This window comes from Promicromonospora sp. Populi (genome assembly GCF_041081105.1).
Taxonomy (GTDB): Bacteria; Actinomycetota; Actinomycetes; order Actinomycetales; family Cellulomonadaceae; genus Promicromonospora.
Map to the genome: position 1 here is coordinate 4,270,360 of NZ_CP163528.1, position 18,076 is coordinate 4,288,435.

The 18,076-nt window shown below is 71.0% G+C and carries 16 protein-coding genes and 1 pseudogene; 15 read left to right on the forward strand and 2 right to left on the reverse strand.

All coding sequences use genetic code 11. From position 1 onward, the window contains the following. Positions 1 to 14 precede the first annotated feature (14 nt). Positions 15 to 644 carry a TetR/AcrR family transcriptional regulator gene (locus AB1046_RS19355; RefSeq protein WP_369370922.1) on the reverse strand — a complete coding sequence of 210 codons (630 nt, stop codon included), beginning with the start codon at positions 642 to 644 and terminating at the stop codon, positions 15 to 17. A gap of 129 nt (positions 645 to 773) precedes the next feature. Here AB1046_RS19355 and AB1046_RS19360 point away from each other — a divergent pair, with 129 nt between their 5' ends. Further along, positions 774 to 1,367: a DUF6230 family protein gene (locus tag AB1046_RS19360; RefSeq protein ID WP_369370923.1), complete on the forward strand. Its 594-nt coding sequence runs from the start codon at positions 774 to 776 to the stop codon at positions 1,365 to 1,367. After that, positions 1,358 to 3,085: a DUF6114 domain-containing protein gene (locus AB1046_RS19365; protein ID WP_369370924.1), complete on the forward strand. Its 1,728-nt coding sequence runs from the start codon at positions 1,358 to 1,360 to the stop codon at positions 3,083 to 3,085. The genes AB1046_RS19360 and AB1046_RS19365 overlap by 10 nt, the downstream gene beginning before the upstream one ends. A 28-nt stretch (positions 3,086 to 3,113) precedes the next feature. On the opposite strand, the gene AB1046_RS19370 is transcribed toward AB1046_RS19365, so the two are convergent. Next, positions 3,114 to 4,574: an isochorismate synthase MenF gene (locus tag AB1046_RS19370; protein ID WP_369370925.1), complete on the reverse strand. Its 1,461-nt coding sequence runs from the start codon at positions 4,572 to 4,574 to the stop codon at positions 3,114 to 3,116. 148 nt (positions 4,575 to 4,722) lie between these two features. Here AB1046_RS19370 and AB1046_RS19375 point away from each other — a divergent pair, with 148 nt between their 5' ends. The 13 genes and pseudogenes from AB1046_RS19375 to nuoK all read left to right on the forward strand — a co-directional run bounded on the left by AB1046_RS19375 (position 4,723) and on the right by nuoK (position 18,075). After that, positions 4,723 to 5,418, forward strand: a complete 696-nt coding sequence (locus tag AB1046_RS19375) for a demethylmenaquinone methyltransferase (protein WP_369370926.1) — start codon at positions 4,723 to 4,725, stop codon at positions 5,416 to 5,418. Positions 5,419 to 5,610: 192 nt separating this feature from the next. Next, on the forward strand, positions 5,611 to 6,918 hold the full coding sequence (locus tag AB1046_RS19380) for a geranylgeranyl reductase family protein (protein WP_369370927.1): 1,308 nt from the start codon (positions 5,611 to 5,613) through the stop codon (positions 6,916 to 6,918). 43 nt (positions 6,919 to 6,961) lie between these two features. Further along, positions 6,962 to 7,321 carry an NADH-quinone oxidoreductase subunit A gene (locus AB1046_RS19385; protein ID WP_369370928.1) on the forward strand — a complete coding sequence of 120 codons (360 nt, stop codon included), beginning with the start codon at positions 6,962 to 6,964 and terminating at the stop codon, positions 7,319 to 7,321. A 77-nt stretch (positions 7,322 to 7,398) separates the two neighbouring features. Continuing rightward, a complete protein-coding gene (locus AB1046_RS19390) occupies positions 7,399 to 7,950 on the forward strand; it encodes an NADH-quinone oxidoreductase subunit B family protein (RefSeq protein WP_369370929.1) in 552 nt (183 codons plus the stop codon). Beyond that, complete coding sequence (locus AB1046_RS19395; protein WP_369370930.1) at positions 7,947 to 8,693, forward strand: NADH-quinone oxidoreductase subunit C; 747 nt, start codon at positions 7,947 to 7,949, stop codon at positions 8,691 to 8,693. The genes AB1046_RS19390 and AB1046_RS19395 overlap by 4 nt, the downstream gene beginning before the upstream one ends. 65 nt (positions 8,694 to 8,758) lie before the next feature. Then, positions 8,759 to 10,060 (forward strand): NADH-quinone oxidoreductase subunit D, encoded by a 1,302-nt coding sequence (locus AB1046_RS19400; protein WP_369375777.1) that lies wholly within the window; start codon positions 8,759 to 8,761, stop codon positions 10,058 to 10,060. Beyond that, positions 10,057 to 10,887, forward strand: a complete 831-nt coding sequence (nuoE, locus tag AB1046_RS19405) for an NADH-quinone oxidoreductase subunit NuoE (protein ID WP_369370931.1) — start codon at positions 10,057 to 10,059, stop codon at positions 10,885 to 10,887. Before AB1046_RS19400 ends, nuoE begins: the two co-directional genes overlap by 4 nt. Beyond that, on the forward strand, positions 10,884 to 12,230 hold the full coding sequence (gene nuoF, locus AB1046_RS19410) for an NADH-quinone oxidoreductase subunit NuoF (protein ID WP_369370932.1): 1,347 nt from the start codon (positions 10,884 to 10,886) through the stop codon (positions 12,228 to 12,230). The genes nuoE and nuoF overlap by 4 nt, the downstream gene beginning before the upstream one ends. Further along, positions 12,230 to 14,858, forward strand: a pseudogene (locus AB1046_RS19415) (NADH-quinone oxidoreductase subunit G). The gene nuoF and the pseudogene AB1046_RS19415 overlap by 1 nt, the downstream one beginning before the upstream one ends. Further along, the gene (gene nuoH / locus AB1046_RS19420; protein WP_369370933.1) at positions 14,855 to 16,147 is read left to right on the forward strand and encodes an NADH-quinone oxidoreductase subunit NuoH; all 1,293 of its coding nucleotides are present in this window, start codon (positions 14,855 to 14,857) and stop codon (positions 16,145 to 16,147) included. The pseudogene AB1046_RS19415 and the gene nuoH overlap by 4 nt, the downstream one beginning before the upstream one ends. After that, on the forward strand, positions 16,140 to 16,964 hold the full coding sequence (gene nuoI, locus AB1046_RS19425) for an NADH-quinone oxidoreductase subunit NuoI (RefSeq protein ID WP_369370934.1): 825 nt from the start codon (positions 16,140 to 16,142) through the stop codon (positions 16,962 to 16,964). Before nuoH ends, nuoI begins: the two co-directional genes overlap by 8 nt. Then, entirely contained in the window at positions 16,961 to 17,776 is an 816-nt protein-coding gene (locus tag AB1046_RS19430; protein WP_369370935.1) for an NADH-quinone oxidoreductase subunit J, read from the forward strand. Before nuoI ends, AB1046_RS19430 begins: the two co-directional genes overlap by 4 nt. Then, positions 17,776 to 18,075 (forward strand): NADH-quinone oxidoreductase subunit NuoK, encoded by a 300-nt coding sequence (gene nuoK / locus AB1046_RS19435; protein WP_369370936.1) that lies wholly within the window; start codon positions 17,776 to 17,778, stop codon positions 18,073 to 18,075. Before AB1046_RS19430 ends, nuoK begins: the two co-directional genes overlap by 1 nt. Position 18,076 lies beyond the last annotated feature (1 nt).

Sequence of the window (18,076 nt, forward strand, 5' to 3'; positions counted from 1 at the left end):
GCTCAGAGCTTGGCTCAGAGCTTGGCCGGAACCCCGAACAGCCGCTCGGAGACGCCCGGCACGGCGGCGGCAACAACACCGCCGAGGCTGCGCTCCAGGTACCCGACAAGGTCCTCGGCGGCGAGGTCGGAGTTGATCCCGCCGTCGACCAGGGCCTGCTCGGCCAGCGCCACCCAGGAACGCGCGGCGATGCGCAGCAGCTCGGTGTCGGGAACGCCCAGCTCCAGGAGCACGGCGAGGGCGCGTTCCGTCTGCTCGCGGCGCGCGTCCTCGATGACCGCGCGCACCTCCTCGTCGCCGCTGGCGTCGCCGCGGACGAGCGAGTAGAAGGTCGGCCCGTGCTCCCGGACGTACGCGACGAGCCGGGTCAGCGTGCTGGTCAGGCGCTCGGCCGGCGGGAGGTCGAGGTGGGGCTCCGAGGCATGCAGCATCGAGTCGCGCGCGCGGCGCACGATCTCGTGGTGCAGGCCGTTCTTGGAGCCGAAGTAGTAGTAGACGAGACCTGTCGAGACACCGGCTTCGGCGGCGATCTCTTCGACAGTCACCTCGGCCAGGGGACGGTCCGCGAGAGTCGCGACACCCAGTGCCACGAGCTGGTTCCGGCGTTCCTCCGGGCGGAGTCTCGTACGTCGGGCTGTTGCCATGTACCGAGCATATCCGGCATGCTTTGCGGCGCTGTCAGCGCCCCAATTGACGCTCAGTCAGTAATCGCGCTAACGTCGCGACGGGACGACGACGTTGTCGGCCACCCATTGGCATCGAGGGGAACACCAATGAAGCTCAGCAAGCTCACGGGGTCGCGCAAGGGTCGCGTGGCTCTTGCAGTCATCCCGGTCACGATCGCCGCCAGCGTGCTGCTCGGTGGGGTTGCGCAGGGCGCAGTGCCCGTCTCGTTCGCCATCTCGGGCAGCGAGTTCAAGATCGGCGCCGACCAGCTCGTCGGTACCGGCTTCTCGCAGTACGCGGGTGTGGCCACGGCGTCGGACGGCACGCAGCACCCCGCCGCCATCGCGAACATAGCTGACGCGCAGCTCTACAACCTGTGCCAGTCGGTAGTCCAGGAGACGCCGCTCGGCACCGTCGGCCTGCTGATCTCGGCGGGCACCGGCGAGGAGCCCGCGCTGGCGACCGACCTGCAGATCGGCATGAGCGACCTGTCGGGCACCGCGGTCTTCAAGAACATCCGCATCGGTGTCGACGCCTCGACCGTGAACACGACCGAGAAGGGCGACGCCGGCGACTTCGCCATGGACTCCGACTCGATCGACATCGACGGTCTCCAGCAGGTGTCGTGGAGCACGCAGGCCGCCGTCTTCCAGCTCACGGACCTCAGCCTCCAGATCACGGACGGCACCGAGTGCTTCTGAGTCCGGGTGACGGCCAGGAGGACGTCGGCCGCCCCGGACTTCGCTCGAAGCTGGCTGACTGGCGCAGGGAATTTCGTCCCTGGCGCGAGCAGCGGCCGTTCGTCGGGGGTGTGCTGGTAGTTCTCGCGGGCCTGGAGATGATCCTGTCCGGCCCCATCAGGCTGGACCAGCTCGGTATGAACATCGTGCTGCAGTTCGGGGTGGAGGGGGCGCAGGCGACGATCCTGCCGCTCACGCTCGTGCTGCTCGGGATCCTGGTGATCGCCCAGCCCGTGCACCGGATCTTCTACGGCGTGATCGCGCTCGCGATCTCCGTCTACTCGATCGCCGGCGTAAACCTCGGCGGCTGGGTCGTCGGGTTCCTGCTCGGCGTGATCGGCGGCGTCATCGTCGTCTCGTGGGCGCCGCCCGAGCAGGTGGATGCGGCCGACGACGCAGGTGACGTCGACGACGCAGGTGCGGCCGACGACGCCGGGGCGGCCGATACGACGGCGGGCGCTGAGCCGACCGAGGAGCCGGTTGCTGAGCCGACCGAGGAGCAGAGCGACGGCGATGCGCCGCCTGCGGAGGACGACGCTCCGGCGTCGGCCGCGCCAGCGGAAGAGACACCCGAGACGGAACCGGCCACGGGTACAAAGCCCGCGCCCAAGCCGGAGACCCTCAGCAGTGCGCTGCGCGCCCTGTCTCAGAAGTCCGCGGCGGTTGTGCTGGCCGGCGCGATGGCGCTCGGCGGTTCGAGCCTGCCCGCCTCGGCGGCCGACGCCGGGGTCCAGCAGGACGACTCGCTCTGGTGCGTGATCCTCGGTGCTTGCGACGACCCGGACCCTGACCCGTCCGAGTCGCCCACCGCCTCGCCGTCACCAGGTGCGTCGGAGCCCGCCGACGACGGCGACAGCGAGGACCCGGCAGACGGCGGCGACGTCGTCCCCGACCCGACTGACCCCACCAACCCGACCGACCCGACCGACCCGAGCGGCGGCGACACCGACCAGGGCGACGCCCCCGGCAGCAGCGCGGGCGACGACGAGGCCGAGTGCCAGGAGCCGACGCAGGACGGCGAGGTGCCGCCGGAGGAGGCGGACGCGGCGCCGTCCGACCCGTGCGGCGAGATCGACCCGCAAGCGACGATCGAGGAAGCGCTCCAGACCGAGCTCGGCACCTGCGTCAAGGTGACGTTCGGCGGCAAGTTCGACCTCAACATCGACCTGCCCGGCCAGTGCGGCGCGAGGGAGGACGGTTCGGTCTTCTCGCTCCCGGCCGACCTGGAGAGCACGGACCTGACGATCCCGCTGACCGGCATCAACGGCATCGGCCTGGCGAACGTGCCGGTCAAGGGCGCCGGCGAGCGCCGCGACGCCATCAAGATCTCGGCCGACAAGGTGGTCGTCGACGGGTTCTGGCTCAAGTCGTACGCGTACGACGACGGCACGGTGGCCGGTACGGACACCCGGGCGAACTTCGTCTCGCTCGAGGGCAACGCGCAGATGTACGTGTCCTCGATCCACGCGAACCTGCCTGATGGGCAGGACCTCCTCGAGGTGGCCACCGCGGTGCTCGACGGCGCTTCGCTGATCGAGATCGTGCTGACCGCCACGGATGCGCGCATGGGTTTCCTGGGCGCGACGTCCGACGTCCAGGTGTGGGACAACTTCCGCGAGCAGGTCTGGGGCGACGAGACAAACCCGATCGGCAAGGGCCCGGAGGCAGGTGACCCCTGACCGGTCGTTTGTTGCCCACAGCCATGGGTTAGGTGGGGGTGGCGCCCAGGGCGTAGCGCATCGGTTCCAGCTTGGCTTCCGATTCCGCCAGCTCTGCCTGGGGGTCCGAGGCTGCGACTATGCCGCAGCCCGCGAAGAGGCGGATGTGATGGCGGTCGGTGGGGGAGATCTCGGCCGACCGCAGGGCGATGCCCCACTCGCCGTCCCCGTCGGCACCGACCCAGCCCACGGGCCCCGCGTACCGGGCGCGGTCCAGGCCTTCGATCTCGCGGATGAGGCTGCGCGCGACATTGGTCGGTGTGCCGCAGACGGCGGCGCTCGGGTGCAGCGCGGCGGCCAGCGAGAGCGACGACGGCGGCCGCGGCCCGGACCCGGCGATCTGGTCCGTCAGGACGCCCGTGACGTCGGTCGCCAGGTGCATCACGTTCGGCAGGTGCAGCACGAACGGCGCCTCGGGCACGTTCATCGACGAGCAGAACGGCTCCAGCGCTGCGGCCACGGACCGCACCGCGAACTCGTGCTCCTCCAGGTCCTTCGAGGAGCGCGCGAGCTGGGCGGCGTGCAGCAGGTCGGCGTCGGCCGGGGCCGTGGGTGCGTCCGGTCCGTGCTCGCGGCGGATCGTCCCCGCCAGCACGCGTGACGCGACCAGGCCCTTCTCGCTGCGGACCAGCAGCTCCGGCGTCGCGCCGACCATGCCGTCCACGCTGAACGCCCAGCAGGCGTCGTACGTCGAGGCGAGCCGGCCGAGCAGGTGCCGTGTGTCGAGCGGGTGCTCCGCCGTCGCGACGACGTCGCGCGCCAGCACCACCTTGTCGAGCTCGCCGGTCTGGATCCGGGCGATCCCCTCCGCGACCACTGCCGGCCAGTCCGCGGCGCCCACGGCGCCGTCGGCCAGGACCACCGTGCCCGGTTCCGTGACCGGCTGGTAGGGGTAGGCGGACAGGAGGTCCTCGCCTACCGGTGCCGACCGGTCGCCCACAAGGGAGATCGTGGTCATCCAGGCGTGCCCGCCCCGCCGCCCGACGACGACGCGCGGCACGATCAGCACGCCACTGGCCCGCGCCGGGTCCTCGGACTCGTCGCCCGGGGTGACGTCATCGAACGCGAAGCTGCCGAACGCGACGAGGCCGCTGCCGGGCAGGGCCACGTCGTCGTGCACGACGGCGCGGTCGAGCACCTGGCGCCAGGCGCCGTCGGCGTCGGCGAACCGACCGGGGCCGAAGGTCTCGAAGCGCAGGGCCTCGCCCCAGCCGACGAGCCCGTCGCCGTGCCGCACCCAGGCGAGCGCGTTGGTGTCGGGGAGCCGGTCGATCAGGGCGGTCGGGCCGTCCGGGAGGTCGTCGAGCGCGACTGTGCGCACAACGAGCTGGGGTCCCCACGGCGCGCCGGGCGGCCGGTCGGGCGCTGGCGGCGCGACGGCGGTCCAGGTCGCGTACGGGTCGGCGCCGGCTGCCGCATCCGGGGTGCGTCCGGCAGGTGAAACGATCATCCGCTTCAGGATAAGGGCGCGCAGGGGCACCCCGGTGCGTGAGATTGACCATGCAGTTGCTGCCAGACATCGCGTCTGCCTGGCAGCAGCTGCATGGTCGGCCAAGCCCGGGAGCGGGCCGCCTCCGGTGACGTGGAACTATGGGCGTATGTCTCGCGCAAGCCTGGAGAAGAAGCCGGCCGAGGTCGCGTCGATGTTCGACGGGATCGCCGCCCGCTACGACCTGACGAACGACCTGATCTCCCTGGGCCAGGACCGGCGTTGGCGCCGGCTCACGGTCGACGCGGTCGCCGCGATGCCCGGCGAGCGTGTGCTCGACCTCGCCGCGGGCACCGGGACCAGCAGCGAGCCGTTCGCCGCCGACGGTGCGTTCGTGGTCCCGTCCGACTTCTCGATCGGCATGCTCCAGGTCGGCAAGGAGCGCCGCCCGGACCTGCCGTTCGTCGCGGGCGACGCCACCAAGCTGCCCTTCGCGGACGAGTCCTTCGACGCCGTGACCATCAGCTTCGGCCTGCGCAACGTCGTGGACACGAGCGCCGCGCTGAGCGAGATGCTGCGGGTTGTCCGGCCGGGCGGGCGTGTGGTGATCTGCGAGTTCTCCACCCCCACATGGGCCCCGTTCCGGAAGGTCTACCAGGAGTACCTGATGCGCGCGCTGCCCGTGGTGGCCAGCGCCGTGACGCGCGACAAGGGCTCGTACGACTATCTCGCCGAGTCCATCCGCACCTGGCACACCCAGGTCGAGCTCGCCCGCCTCCTGCTCGACGCCGGCTGGGAGCACGCGGCCTACCGCAACGTGTCGGGCGGCGTCGTGGCGCTGCACCGGGCGGTCCGCCCGGCCTGACCCCGACCCCCTCCTCACTACCCCCCACGGGGCGACCTTCAAGTAAGGGGAACCTTCCTACACAATCCCCCCTAAGTGTGGCTAGGGTGTCGGTGTTGTGACAGGGTTCACAAGGACTTGTCAGGTAGTCCGGCCGAACCCAGCACAACAAGGTCAGCAACGACCGGCGGCGGGTTCCCAACGGGGGTGAACGTGCGAACAGCGAGACGCGACGACGCGGATGTCATCGTGGTGGGTGCCGGCCCTGCCGGCTCGTCCACCGCGCACTGGTGCGCGGCCGCGGGTCTCGACGTGCTGCTCCTGGAAAAGGGCGAGTTTCCCCGGGACAAGATCTGCGGCGACGGCCTGACGCCGCGCGCCGTGGCCGAGCTGGTCCGCATGGGCGTGCCGACCCGCGAGGAGGACGGCTGGATCCGCAACCGCGGCCTGCGTGTCCACGGCGGCGGTCGCTCCTACGAGCTGGACTGGCCCAGCCTCACCACCTACCCGGGTTACGGCATGGCCAAGTCCCGCATGACGCTGGACCAGACCCTGGCCCAGCACGCGCAGGCGAGCGGCGCCAAGCTGCTGCAGCGCACCAAGGTCACCGGCCCGCTCCGCGACGCCGACGGCGGCCGCGTGGTCGGCGTCACCGCCCAGCCGCTGGACGCGAACGGCCGCGCGGAGGGACCTGCCAAGGAGTTCCGTGCCCCCGTTGTCGTGGCGGCCGACGGCGTCAGCTCGCGCTTCGCGCTCGGCGTCGGGCGGGAGCGCCGCGACGACCGGCCCATGGGTACCGCGGTGCGCGCCTACTACCGCACCGCGCGCCACGACGACCCCTTCATGGAGTCCCACCTGGAGCTGTGGGACGGCGAGCCGGGCAAGAGCGCCCTGCTCCCCGGCTACGGCTGGATCTTCCCGCTCGGCGACGGCACGGTGAACGTCGGCCTCGGCAGCGTGAGCTCCACGCCCGCTCGCCAGTCCAAGGCGGGCATCGACTACCGGCGTCTGATGGAGACCTGGCTGGAGAAGAGCGCACCGGCGGGCTGGGACCTGGTGCACGAGCCGGAGCGCGGACCCATCCGCGGCGCGGCCCTGCCCATGGGTTTCAACCGCAGCCCGCTGTACGCGGACGGTGTGCTCCTGGCCGGCGACTCCGCCGGCATGGTGAGCCCGTTCAACGGTGAGGGCATCGCGTACGGGCTGCAGGCCGGGCGGGTCGCCGCCGACGCGATCAGCCAGGCGCGCCACAAGAGCACCGACGCGGCCCGCGAGGCCACGCTCGGTACGTACGCGGACCGCATGCGGGACGACCTCGGCGGGTACTACACCCTGGGCCGCTGGTTCGTGCGGCTCATCGAGCACCCGGAGATCATGCGGGTCTGCGTCCGGTACGGGCTGCCGCGCAAGGTCGTCATGCAGTTCACGCTCAAGCTCCTGTCGGACTGCTACGAGCCCCACGGCGGCGACTGGGTCGACCGCGTCATCGCGGGCCTGACCAGGGTGGTCCCGAACGCATGAGCATCACGTCCATGAAGGGCAAGTCGTCCATGAAGGGCACAGCATGAACCCCTACGTACCCGTCCTGATCCTCATGGCGATCGGGGCTGTCCTGGCGCTCGGTGGAGTCGGCGCGAGCGCGATCATCGGCCCGAAGCGGTACAACCGCGCCAAGCTCGACTCGTACGAGTGCGGCATCGAGCCGACGCCGCACGCGGTGGGCGGCGGGCGGCTGCCGATCAAGTACTACCTGGTGGCGATGACATTCATCGTCTTCGACATCGAGGTCGTCTTTCTCTACCCCTGGGCCGTGGACTTCACGACGCTCGCGACGTTCGGCCTGGTGGCGATGCTGGCGTTCCTGGCGTTGATCACCGTGCCGTTCGTCTACGAGTGGCGCCGCGGCGGCTTCGACTGGGTCTGACAGACAGCGACTTCATGCGCGGCGCCTGACGGCGCGGCGCAGCGACGCCGGGCGGGGCCCGGCAGCTAGGAGGGGACATGGGTGTCGAGGAAGCACCGTCAGGGTTCCTGCTGACGACGATCGAGGATCTCGCCGGGTACCTGCGCAAGGCTTCGGTGTGGCCGGTCACGTTCGGCCTGGCCTGTTGCGCCATCGAGATGATGGCGGCGGGTGCGTCGCGGTTCGACCTGTCGCGGTTCGGCATGGAGGTCTTCCGCGCGTCGCCGCGCCAGGCCGACCTGATGATCGTGGCCGGCCGGGTGAGCCAGAAGATGGCCCCGGTGGTGCGCCAGGTGTACGACCAGATGAGCGAGCCCAAGTGGGTGCTCTCCATGGGCGTGTGCGCGTCGTCCGGCGGGATGTTCAACAACTACGCGATCGTGCAGGGCGTCGACCACGTGATCCCGGTCGACATCTACCTGCCCGGCTGCCCGCCGCGCCCGGAGATGCTGATCAACGCGATCCTGGCGCTGCACGACCAGATCCAGAAGGAGCCGCTCGGCGTCAACCGCATCGAGGCGGCGCGCGCCGCCGAGGCGGCCGCGATGGAGGCCACCCCGACCTTCGAGATGAAGGGCCTGCTGCGATGAGCGAGGTCACGCCGGCCGGCGACCAGGGCGTGCAGCCCCCGGAGGGGGCGGCCACGCTCGAGATCGTCGAGGTCAAGCGCGGCATGTTCGGCGCAGGCGGCTCGGGCGACACGTCCGGCTACGGCGGCCTGATCACCCCGATCGCGATGCCCGCGGCGTCGGCCCGGCCCTACGGGAGCTGGTTCGACCAGGTGGTCGACGTGCTGATCGAGGTGCTCACCGAGGCGGGCGTCTCCCCGCAGGAAGCCATCGAGCGGGTGGTCGTGGACCTGCACGGCGCCGACAGCGCGGACGCGCAGCAGGCGGAGCTGACGATCAACGTCGCCCGCGGGCACATCGTCGCCGTCTGCCAGGCGCTGCGAGACGACCAGGACCTCCGGTTCGAGCTGTCGCTCGGCGTCAGCGGCGTGCACTACCCGCACGACGCCGGGCGCGAGCTGCACGCCGTCTACCACCTGGCCTCCATCACGAACTCGCGTCGGCTGCGCCTGGAGGTCACGGCCCCCGACGACGACCCGCACATCCCGTCGACAACGTTCGTCTACCCGTCCAACGACTGGCACGAGCGCGAGACCTACGACTTCTTCGGGATCGTCTTCGACGGACACCCCGCCCTGACCCGCATCGAGATGCCGGACGACTGGGTGGGCCACCCGCAGCGCAAGGACTACCCGCTCGGCGGCATCCCCGTCGAGTACAAGGGGGCCACGGTGCCCCCGCCGGACACGAGGAGGAGCTACTGATGAGCGCTCCGACAGACCACCGGCCGCGCGCCCCGCACGCGACCAGGCCCGCCGGGAACGAGGACATGTCGTCGACGGTGCGCGCCTTCGAGGCATACGGCGACGGCGACTGGGACGACATCGCGCGCGAGGCGATCGGCGAGGAGCGGATCGTCGTCAACATGGGCCCCCAGCACCCGTCCACGCACGGGGTGCTGCGCCTGATGCTGGAGATCGACGGCGAGACCGTCACCGAGGCCCGCGCCGGCATCGGCTACCTGCACACGGGCATCGAGAAGAACATGGAGTTCCGGACGTGGACGCAGGGCACCACGTTCTGCACCCGCATGGACTACGTGGCGCCCCTGTTCCAGGAGGCCGCCTACTGCCTCGCGGTCGAGAAGCTCCTCGGCATCACCGACGACGTGCCCGAGCGCGCCTCCGTGATCCGGGTCCTGATGATGGAGCTCAACCGGATCTCCTCCCACCTGGTCTGCCTCGGCACCGGCGGCAACGAGATGGGCGCCACCACCGTGATGACCATCGGGTTCACCGCCCGCGAGGAGATCCTGCGGCTTTTCGAGGCCGTCACCGGCCTGCGCATGAACCACGCGTACATCCGTCCCGGCGGAGTCGCGGTGGACACCCCCGAGGGCTTCACCACCCAGGCTCGCGCGGCGCTCAAGAACGTGCGCGGCTACCTCAAGCAGCTCGGCGACCTCATGCTCGCCAACCCGATCTTCAAGGCCCGCCTGACCGACGTCGGCGTGCTGAACCTGACCGGGTGCATGGCGCTCGCGGTGACCGGCCCCGTGCTGCGCTCCACGGGCCTGCCGTACGACGTCCGCAAGGACAACCCGTACTGCGGCTACGAGACGTACGACTTCGACGTCCCCACCGCCAAGGGCGCCGACTGCTACGACCGGGTCGTGCTCCGCGTCGAGGAGTGCTACCAGTCCCTGAAGATCGTCGAGCAGGCCCTGGAGCGGCTCGACCGCACCGAGGGCGAGCCGGTCATGGTGGCCGACAAGAAGATCGCCTGGCCCGCCCAGCTCGCCGTCGGCGGCGACGGGCAGGGCAACTCGCTGGAGCACATCAAGCAGATCATGGGCACCTCCATGGAGGCCCTGATCCACCACTTCAAGCTGGTCACCGAGGGCTTCCGCGTCCCCGTCGGCCAGGCCTGGCAGACCGTGGAGCACCCGCGGGGCGAGCTCGGCGTGCACGTCGTGTCCGACGGCGGCACCCGCCCCTACCGCGCGCACTTCCGCGACCCCTCGTTCAACAACCTCCAGGCCACGTCGGTGATGTGCGAGGGCGGCCAGGTGGCCGACGTCGTCGTCGCCGTCGCATCCCTGGACCCCGTGCTGGGAGGCGTGGACCGATGACCGCAGACCCGCAGACGCAGTCCGCGACGACCAAGACCCGTTACGACGCCGCCACGTGGGCGTCGCTGACCGCCGACGCTGGCGCGATCATGGCGCGCTACCCGGACCCGCGCTCCGGCCTGCTGCCGATGCTGCACCTGGTGCAGTCCGTCGACGGGTACGTGAGCCGCGACGGCATCCTGTTCTGCGCCGAGATGCTCGGCATCACCGCCGCTGAGGTCTCCGCCGTCGCCACCTTCTACACCCAGTACAAGCGGCACCCCAACGGCACCTACACCGTGGGCGTCTGCACCAACACGCTCTGCGCGGTCATGGGCGGCGACGCCCTCTTCGACGAGCTGAGCGACCACCTCGGCGTCGGGCACGACGAGACCACCGACGACGGCGCGATCACCCTGGAACGCATCGAGTGCAACGCGGCCTGTGACTACGCGCCCGTCGTGATGGTCAACTGGGAGTTCTTCGACAACCAGACCCCCGAGAGCGTGACGGCGCTGGCCGACAAGCTGCGCCTCGGTGAGGACGTCGTACCGACCCGGGGCGCCGCCTCGGTGTGCTCGTTCAAGCAGATGAGCCGGGTCCTGGCCGGGTTCCCCGACGGCCGCGCCGACGAGGGCGGACCGGCCGGCGAGCCGACGCTCGCCGGGCTGCGGATCGCCCGCGAGCGCGGCTGGACCGCGCCGTCGGCCGAGCAGGCCCGGACGTCCGGCGTACCGGCTGAGACCGGTCCGGTGGGCAAGCCCGGATCCTCCGCCGAACGTCCGGCCGTGACGCAGTCGGACACCCAGGTCGGCAAGGACAAGAAGCCCGGAGAGGACGCGAAGTGACCACGCTGACCCCCGTCCTGACCGACACCTGGGACAAGGACCGTTCCTGGCGCCTGGCCACGTACGAGCGCGCCGGCGGCTACGCCGGCCTCAAGAAGGCCCTGACGATGGACCCGGCGGCCGTGGTGCAGACCGTCAAGGACTCCGGCCTGCGCGGCCGCGGTGGCGCAGGCTTCCCCACGGGCATGAAGTGGGGCTTCCTGCCTCCGCCTGACGGCGGTCCGCGCTACCTCGTGGTCAACGCCGACGAGTCCGAGCCGGGCACCTGCAAGGACATCCCGCTCATGCTCGCCAGCCCCCAGCACCTGATCGAGGGTGTGGCGATCACGAGCTTCGCGATCGGTTGCGACCACGCGTTCATCTACGTGCGCGGTGAGGTGCTGCACGTCTACCGGCGCCTGCTGAACGCCGTCGAGGAGGCGTACAAGGCGGGCTACCTCGGAAAGAACATCCAGGGGTCGGGCTTCAACCTCGACGTCACAGTGCACGCGGGCGCGGGCGCCTACATCTGCGGAGAGGAGACGGCGCTGCTCGACTCGCTGGAGGGCCTGCGAGGCCAGCCGCGGCTCAAGCCGCCGTTCCCCGCCGTCGCCGGCCTGTACGCGCGGCCCACCGTGGTGAACAACGTGGAGTCCATCGCCTCGGTCCCCGCGATCGTCGCCAACGGCGCCGACTGGTTCTCCTCGATGGGCACCGAGAAGTCGCAGGGCCACGGCCTGTTCTCCCTGTCGGGGCACGTCACCACGCCCGGCCAGTACGAGGCGCCGCTCGGCATCACGCTGCGCGAGCTGCTCGACCTGGCCGGCGGGGTCCGCAAGGGGCACGAGCTGAAGTTCTGGACCCCGGGCGGTTCGTCGACGCCGATCTTCACGCAGGAACACCTGGACGTGCCGCTCGACTACGAGTCCGTGGGCGCCGCCGGGTCGATGCTCGGCACGCGCGCGCTGCAGATCTTCGACGAGACGGTCTGTGTGGTCCGGGCGGCGACCCGGTGGACCGACTTCTATGCGCACGAGTCGTGCGGCAAGTGCACACCGTGCCGCGAGGGCACCTACTGGCTCAAGCAGGTGCTGCACCGCATCGAGGACGGCGCTGGGCAGGACGGCGACCTGGAGCTGCTGGTCGACCTGTGCGACAACATCCTGGGCCGGGCGTTCTGCGCGCTGGGCGACGGCGCCGTCTCGCCGATCACGTCCAGCGTCCAGCTGTTCCGCGACGAGTACCAGGCGCACATCGACGGGCATGGCTGCCCGTTCGACCCGAGTGCGTCCGCGCTCTTCAAGTACACCCCCAAGACACGTACACCGGGTGCCCTCGCGGGCGCCGGCGCGGGAGGTCACTGATGACCATCACCACGAACAACCCGAAGAGCGAGGCCGCTCCGGTCGATCTGGTCACCTTCACGATCGACGGCACGGAGGTGAGCGTGCCCAAGGGCACGCTGATCATCCGCGCCGCCGAGCAGGCGGGCATCCAGATCCCGCGGTTCTGCGACCACCCGCTCCTGGCGCCCGCGGGCGCCTGCCGGCAGTGCCTCGTCGAGGTCTCGATGCCGGACCGCGAGGGCAACGTGCGGCCGATGCCGAAGCCGCAGGCCTCGTGCACCATGACGGTCGCACCCGGCATGGTCGTCAAGACGCAGCACACCTCGGCCGTCGCCGACAAGGCGCAGCAGGGGGTCATGGAGCTGCTGCTCATGAACCACCCGCTGGACTGCCCGGTCTGTGACAAGGGCGGCGAGTGCCCCCTGCAGAACCAGGCGATGAGCAACGGCCGGCCCGAGACGCGGTTCACCGACGTCAAGCGCACGTTCCCGAAGCCGATCCCGCTGTCCACGCAGATCCTGCTGGACCGCGAGCGCTGCGTGCTGTGCCAGCGCTGCACCCGGTTCAGCGAGGAGATCGCGGGCGACGCGTTCATCGCGCTGCAGGACCGTGGCGCGCACCAGCAGATCGGCCGGTTCGACGAGGACGTGCTCGGCTTCGCCGGGGCCGAGTCGAGCACGGGTCCCGTGGACCGCCCGATCGGGGAGGCCACCACCGACACGTCCGGGCGGCCGTTCTCCTCCTACTACTCGGGCAACACGGTGCAGATCTGCCCGGTGGGCGCGCTGACCGGCGCGGGCTACCGGTTCCGGTCGCGCCCGTTCGACCTGGTCAGCACCGATTCCATCGCCGAGCACGACTCATGCGGCTCCGCGATCCGTATCGACCACCGCCGCGGCCAGGTGCTGCGCCGGCTGTCGGGTGAGGACCCGGTTGTCAACGAGGAGTGGATCACCGACAAGGACCGCTTCGCCTTCACCTGGCAGTCCGCGCCGGACCGCATCGCCGGCCCGCTCGTCCGTGAGAACGGCGAGCTGCGTCCCGCGTCCTGGGTCGAGGCCCTGGAGATCGCGGCGGCTGGGCTGGCCAAGGCACGGCAGGACGGCGGCGTCGGTGTGCTGCCGGGCGGCCAGGCTCACCGTCGAGGACGCCTTCGCCTGGTCGCGGTTCGCCCGCACGGCCCTGGCCACCAACGACGTCGACCAGCGCGTCCGGGTGCACTCCGCCGAGGAGGCCGCGTTCCTGGGCCACGTGGTGGCCGGGTCCGGCATCGGCGTCACGTTCGGCGACCTGGAGCAGGCGCCCGCGGTGCTGCTCGTCGGCCTGGAGGCCGAGGAGGAGGCAGGCATCACCTTCCTCAGGCTGCGCAAGGGTGCACGGGGCAAGGCCGGTACCAAGGTCTTCTCGATCGCCCCCTACGCAACCCGTGGCCTGACCCGCCTGGACGGCACGCTGCTGCCGGCCGCTCCCGGCACCGAGGCCGAGTGGCTGACCAGCCTGACCACCAGCCTGGTGGGCGGCCTGTCCCCGGCGGACGCACCGACGTCGGACATCGACACCAGCGCCCTGGCCCAGCCGGGCGCCGTCATCCTCGTCGGCGAGCGCCTCGCCGGCTCGCCCGGTGCGTACTCGGCGGCCCTCGGGCTGGCCGAGGCGACCGGCGCGCGGCTCGCGTGGATCCCGCGGCGTGCGGGCGAGCGCGGCGGCGTCGAGGCCGGCTTGCTGCCCGACCTCCTGCCGGGCGGCCGCCCGGTCGCGGACGCCGCGGCACGCGACCAGATCGCCCAGGCCTGGGGCACCGAGATCCCGGCCACTCCCGGCCGCGACACCGCCGGCATCCTCACGGCGCTGGCCTCGGGTGCGCTGGGCGGTGCGATCGTCGGCGGGGTAGAGCTTGCCGACCTGCCCGACCCGGCCGCCGCCCGCGCTGCGCTCGACGCAGCCGGGTTCGTGGTGAGCCTGGAGGTGCGCGCCTCGGAGGTGACCGAGCGGGCCGACGTCGTGCTGCCCGTGGCGCCGCCCGTGGAGCGCGCCGGCTCGTACTGGAACTGGGAGGGCCGCGTACGGTCCTTCGGCGCCGCGCTCGAGTCGAGCGCCCTGCCCGACCACCGCGTGCTGCACGTGCTGGCTCAGCACCTGGGCGTGGACCTGCAGGCGGCCTCGCCCGCCGAGGCCCACCTCTCCATCGCCATGGCCCAGCGCACCGCGTGGGCCGGGAACCGGATCACCGTCGAGGGCGGCGCCCCCGCGGAGCCGCCGGCGGTCCTGCCGGGCCAGGCGGTCCTCGCGACCTGGCGCCTCCAGCTCGACTCGGCGCGCGGCCAGGACGGCGAGCAGTTCCTTGCCGGCACGGCCAAGCAGGCTTCTGTCCGGCTGTCCGCGGCCACGGCCGCCGGCTTCGGTGTGGTCGACGGCGACCGGGTCGCCGTCAGCACCCGGCGCGGCGTCATCGAGGCACCCGTCGCGGTGACCGACCGGATGGTCGACGGCGTCGTCTGGCTGCCGCTCGCCTCTGCCGGGAGCCGCGTCCACGACGTGCTCGGCGCGACGGCGGGCGACCTGGTCTCGGTCACCGCCCACCTGTCCGACCCGCGGGTCATCCGGGTGACCCGCACGTCCGACAACTCGGAAAGGGGAGGGCGATGAGCCCCGTCCTGGCAGCCGCGGCGCCCGGCGTCGTCGCCGACTTCTCGCAGGAGACCATCTGGGCCTCCATCGTGAAGGCCGTGTTCATCGTGGTGTTCCTGCTGACCAGCGTGCTCTTCGCCATCTGGTTCGAGCGCAAGGTCGTCGCGCGTATGCAGGTGCGTCCTGGCCCCAACTGGCACGGGCCGTTCGGCCTGCTGCAGTCGCTCGCGGACGCCATGAAGCTCCTGCTCAAGGAGGACCTGACGGTCACGCGGGCCGACCGGTTCGTCTACCTGCTGGCGCCGATGATCTCGGTGTTCTGCTCGCTGCTCGTGTTCGCCGTGATCCCGTTCGGCCCCAGCCTGCCGTTCCCCTGGACCGACTGGACCACCCCGGCACAGCTCACCGACTTCCCGGTGGCGGTGCTGTACGTGCTGGCCGCCGCGTCGCTCGGGGTCTACGGCATCGTGCTGGGCGGTTGGGCCTCCGGCTCCACCTACCCGCTGCTCGGCGCCGTGCGCTCTACGGCGCAGGTGATCAGCTACGAGCTCGCCATGGGCCTGTCGCTGGTGAGCGTGTTCATCATGGCGGGGTCGATGTCGACGTCGCAGATCGTGGACAGCCAGACGCAGATCTGGTGGTTCATCCCGCTCGCGCCGGCGTTCGTGATCTACGTGATCTCGATGATCGGTGAGACCAACCGCCTGCCGTTCGACCTCCCTGAGGCCGAGGGCGAGCTGGTCTCCGGCTACATGACCGAGTACTCGTCGATGAAGTTCGCCTGGTTCTTCCTGGCGGAGTACATCAACATGCTCAACGTCTCGGCGGTCTGCGTCACGCTCTTCCTGGGCGGCTGGCGGGCACCGGTGCCCGACGCGTTCCTGGGCGGCGCCCTCAACGAGGGCTGGCTGCCCGTCATCTGGTTCCTCATCAAGCTGTGGGCAGTCATGTTCGTCTTCGTGTGGGTGCGCGGCACGCTGCTGCGCCTGCGCTACGACCAGTTCATGGTGTTCGGCTGGAAGGTCCTCATCCCGGTAGCGCTGGGGTGGGTAGTCGTGCTCGCCGTCGTGCAGTGGCTGCAGCGGGTGCAGGGCGTGTCCTACCAGCAGTTCATCCCCGTGATCATCGGGGCCGCCGTCGTCTTCATCGCGGTCATGTGGTTCTGGCCGGAGAAGAAGGAGGCGCCACCGGGTACCGGCAAGAAGGAGACCGTCGACGCCTTCGCCGGCGGGTTCCCGGTGCCGCCGCTGCCCGGCGAGAAGCTGCCCCCGTCCAAGCGGTTCGGAAAGGAGGTCCACGGTGAGTGAACAAAAAGCGGGCGAGTACCAGCCCCTGCGGCCTCAGCCGGGGATCGTCGGGGAGCTCTTCGCCCCCGTCGCGGGCTTCGGCGTGACGCTGTCGTCGATGTTCAGGCCCACGGTCACGGAGCAGTACCCGCGGGAAAAGGTGCCGACCCAGCGCCGGTTCCACGGCCGCCACCAGCTCAACCGGTACGCCGACGGGCTGGAGAAGTGCATCGGCTGCGAGCTGTGCGCCTGGGCCTGCCCGGCGGACGCGATCTACGTGGAGGGTGCGTCCAACGCCGCCCTGCCGCAGAACGCGGGCCTGCAGGTGAACGCGGACGACTCCCAGGGGGCCCACATGAGCCCCGGCGAGCGGTACGGCGCCGTCTACCAGATCAACTACCTGCGCTGCATCTTCTGCGGGCTGTGCATCGAGGCCTGCCCCACCCGCGCGCTGACGATGACCAACGACTTCGAGCTAGCCGGCAACTCCCGTGCCGGCATGATCTACGAGAAGCAGGACCTGCTGGCCCCGCTCTCCGAGGGCATGCTCGCCGCGCCCCACCCCATGGTGGAGGGCACCACGGACACCGACTACTACAGCGGTGACGTCCTGGGCCCGACGGCGGCGCAGGTCAGCTGGGTCCGCGAGCAGCGGCCGGACGACGAGACCCTGGACGCTGCGGATGCGGCGGCCTCTGGCAAGGCGCCCGCGCCTACCCAGCTCAAGCACGAGCTGCGCCCCGACGAGGGCCCCGGCCCGGCGGAGAAGTCCGCGGGCGCGGCTGCCGTCGGCTCGGTGCACGCTCGCCCGACCGCAGGTACGGGGGTGACCGCATGACCCCGGGCGCTCTGGTGATCTCGGGCGGCGAGACCGTCCTGTTCTGGGCGGTCGCACCGCTGATGGTGCTCGCCGCGCTGGGCCTGCTGTTCGTGAAGCGCGCGGTGCACGCCGCGATGTGCCTGGTGTTCGTCATGGTCAGCATGGCGGTCCTGTACATCGCGCAGGAGGCGCCGTTCCTCGGGGTTGTGCAGGTGGTGGTCTACACCGGCGCCGTGATGATGCTGTTCCTGTTCGTGCTGATGCTCGTCGGCGTCGACGCGTCCGACTCGCTCACCGAGACCATCCGGGGGCAGCGCTGGATCGGCCTGCTCATCGGTATCGGCCTCGCGGCGTTGCTCGGCGGCGTCGTGTCCCGTGCCGCGTTCCCGCCCGCCGTCGGGCTGAACGGGGGAGACCCGGGCGGCGTGGCCAACCCGCAGGCCCTGGCCCGCGTGCTGTTCGCCGACTACGTCGTGGCCATGGAGGCCGTTGGTGTGCTGCTCGTGACCGCAGCGGTCGGCGCGCTCGTGCTCACGCACCGGCGCCGGCTCACGCCGAAGCAGGACCAGCGGGCGGTGGCGGACGCGCGCATCAGGGCGCTGCCCGACGGCGTGGTGCTCACCCCGCTGCCGTCACCCGGCGTGTACGCCCGGTCCAACGCGATGGACACCCCCGCGCTCGGCCCGGACGGCGAGCAGGTGCCGCAGTCCGTCTCGCGCGTGCTGCGTATCCGCGGCCAGGAACGTCCTGCGCCGCACGGTCCGGTGGGCGAGCTGGTCGAGACCAAGTCCTCGACGAGCCCGGCCCCCGATTCGGAGGGCGAGTCCTGATGGACATCACCAACTACGTGGTCCTGGCCGCCATGCTCTTCGCCATCGGGGCGACGACCGTGCTGCTGCGCCGCAACGCGATAGTCGTGTTCATGGGTGTGGAGCTCATGCTCAACGCGACCAACCTCGCCTTTGTCACCTTCGCCAGGCTGCACGGCGACCTGACGGGCCAGGTGCTCGCCTTTTTTGTCATGGTCGTCGCCGCCGCTGAGGTCGTCGTCGGCCTCGCGATCATCGTGACGATCTTCCGCACTCGCCGCTCGGCCTCGGTCGACGACGTCAACCTCCTGAAGGGCTGAG

Coding starts and splice junctions, on each gene's coding strand:
- AB1046_RS19355 (WP_369370922.1), bottom strand. CDS start 644: ATGGCAACAGCCCGACGTACGAGACTCCGCCCGGAGGAACGCCGGAAC.
- AB1046_RS19360 (WP_369370923.1), top strand. CDS start 774: ATGAAGCTCAGCAAGCTCACGGGGTCGCGCAAGGGTCGCGTGGCTCTT.
- AB1046_RS19370 (WP_369370925.1), bottom strand. CDS start 4,574: ATGATCGTTTCACCTGCCGGACGCACCCCGGATGCGGCAGCCGGCGCC.
- AB1046_RS19375 (WP_369370926.1), top strand. CDS start 4,723: ATGTCTCGCGCAAGCCTGGAGAAGAAGCCGGCCGAGGTCGCGTCGATG.
- AB1046_RS19385 (WP_369370928.1), top strand. CDS start 6,962: ATGAACCCCTACGTACCCGTCCTGATCCTCATGGCGATCGGGGCTGTC.
- AB1046_RS19390 (WP_369370929.1), top strand. CDS start 7,399: ATGGGTGTCGAGGAAGCACCGTCAGGGTTCCTGCTGACGACGATCGAG.
- AB1046_RS19395 (WP_369370930.1), top strand. CDS start 7,947: ATGAGCGAGGTCACGCCGGCCGGCGACCAGGGCGTGCAGCCCCCGGAG.
- AB1046_RS19400 (WP_369375777.1), top strand. CDS start 8,759: ATGTCGTCGACGGTGCGCGCCTTCGAGGCATACGGCGACGGCGACTGG.
- nuoE (WP_369370931.1), top strand. CDS start 10,057: ATGACCGCAGACCCGCAGACGCAGTCCGCGACGACCAAGACCCGTTAC.
- nuoH (WP_369370933.1), top strand. CDS start 14,855: ATGAGCCCCGTCCTGGCAGCCGCGGCGCCCGGCGTCGTCGCCGACTTC.
- AB1046_RS19430 (WP_369370935.1), top strand. CDS start 16,961: ATGACCCCGGGCGCTCTGGTGATCTCGGGCGGCGAGACCGTCCTGTTC.
- nuoK (WP_369370936.1), top strand. CDS start 17,776: ATGGACATCACCAACTACGTGGTCCTGGCCGCCATGCTCTTCGCCATC.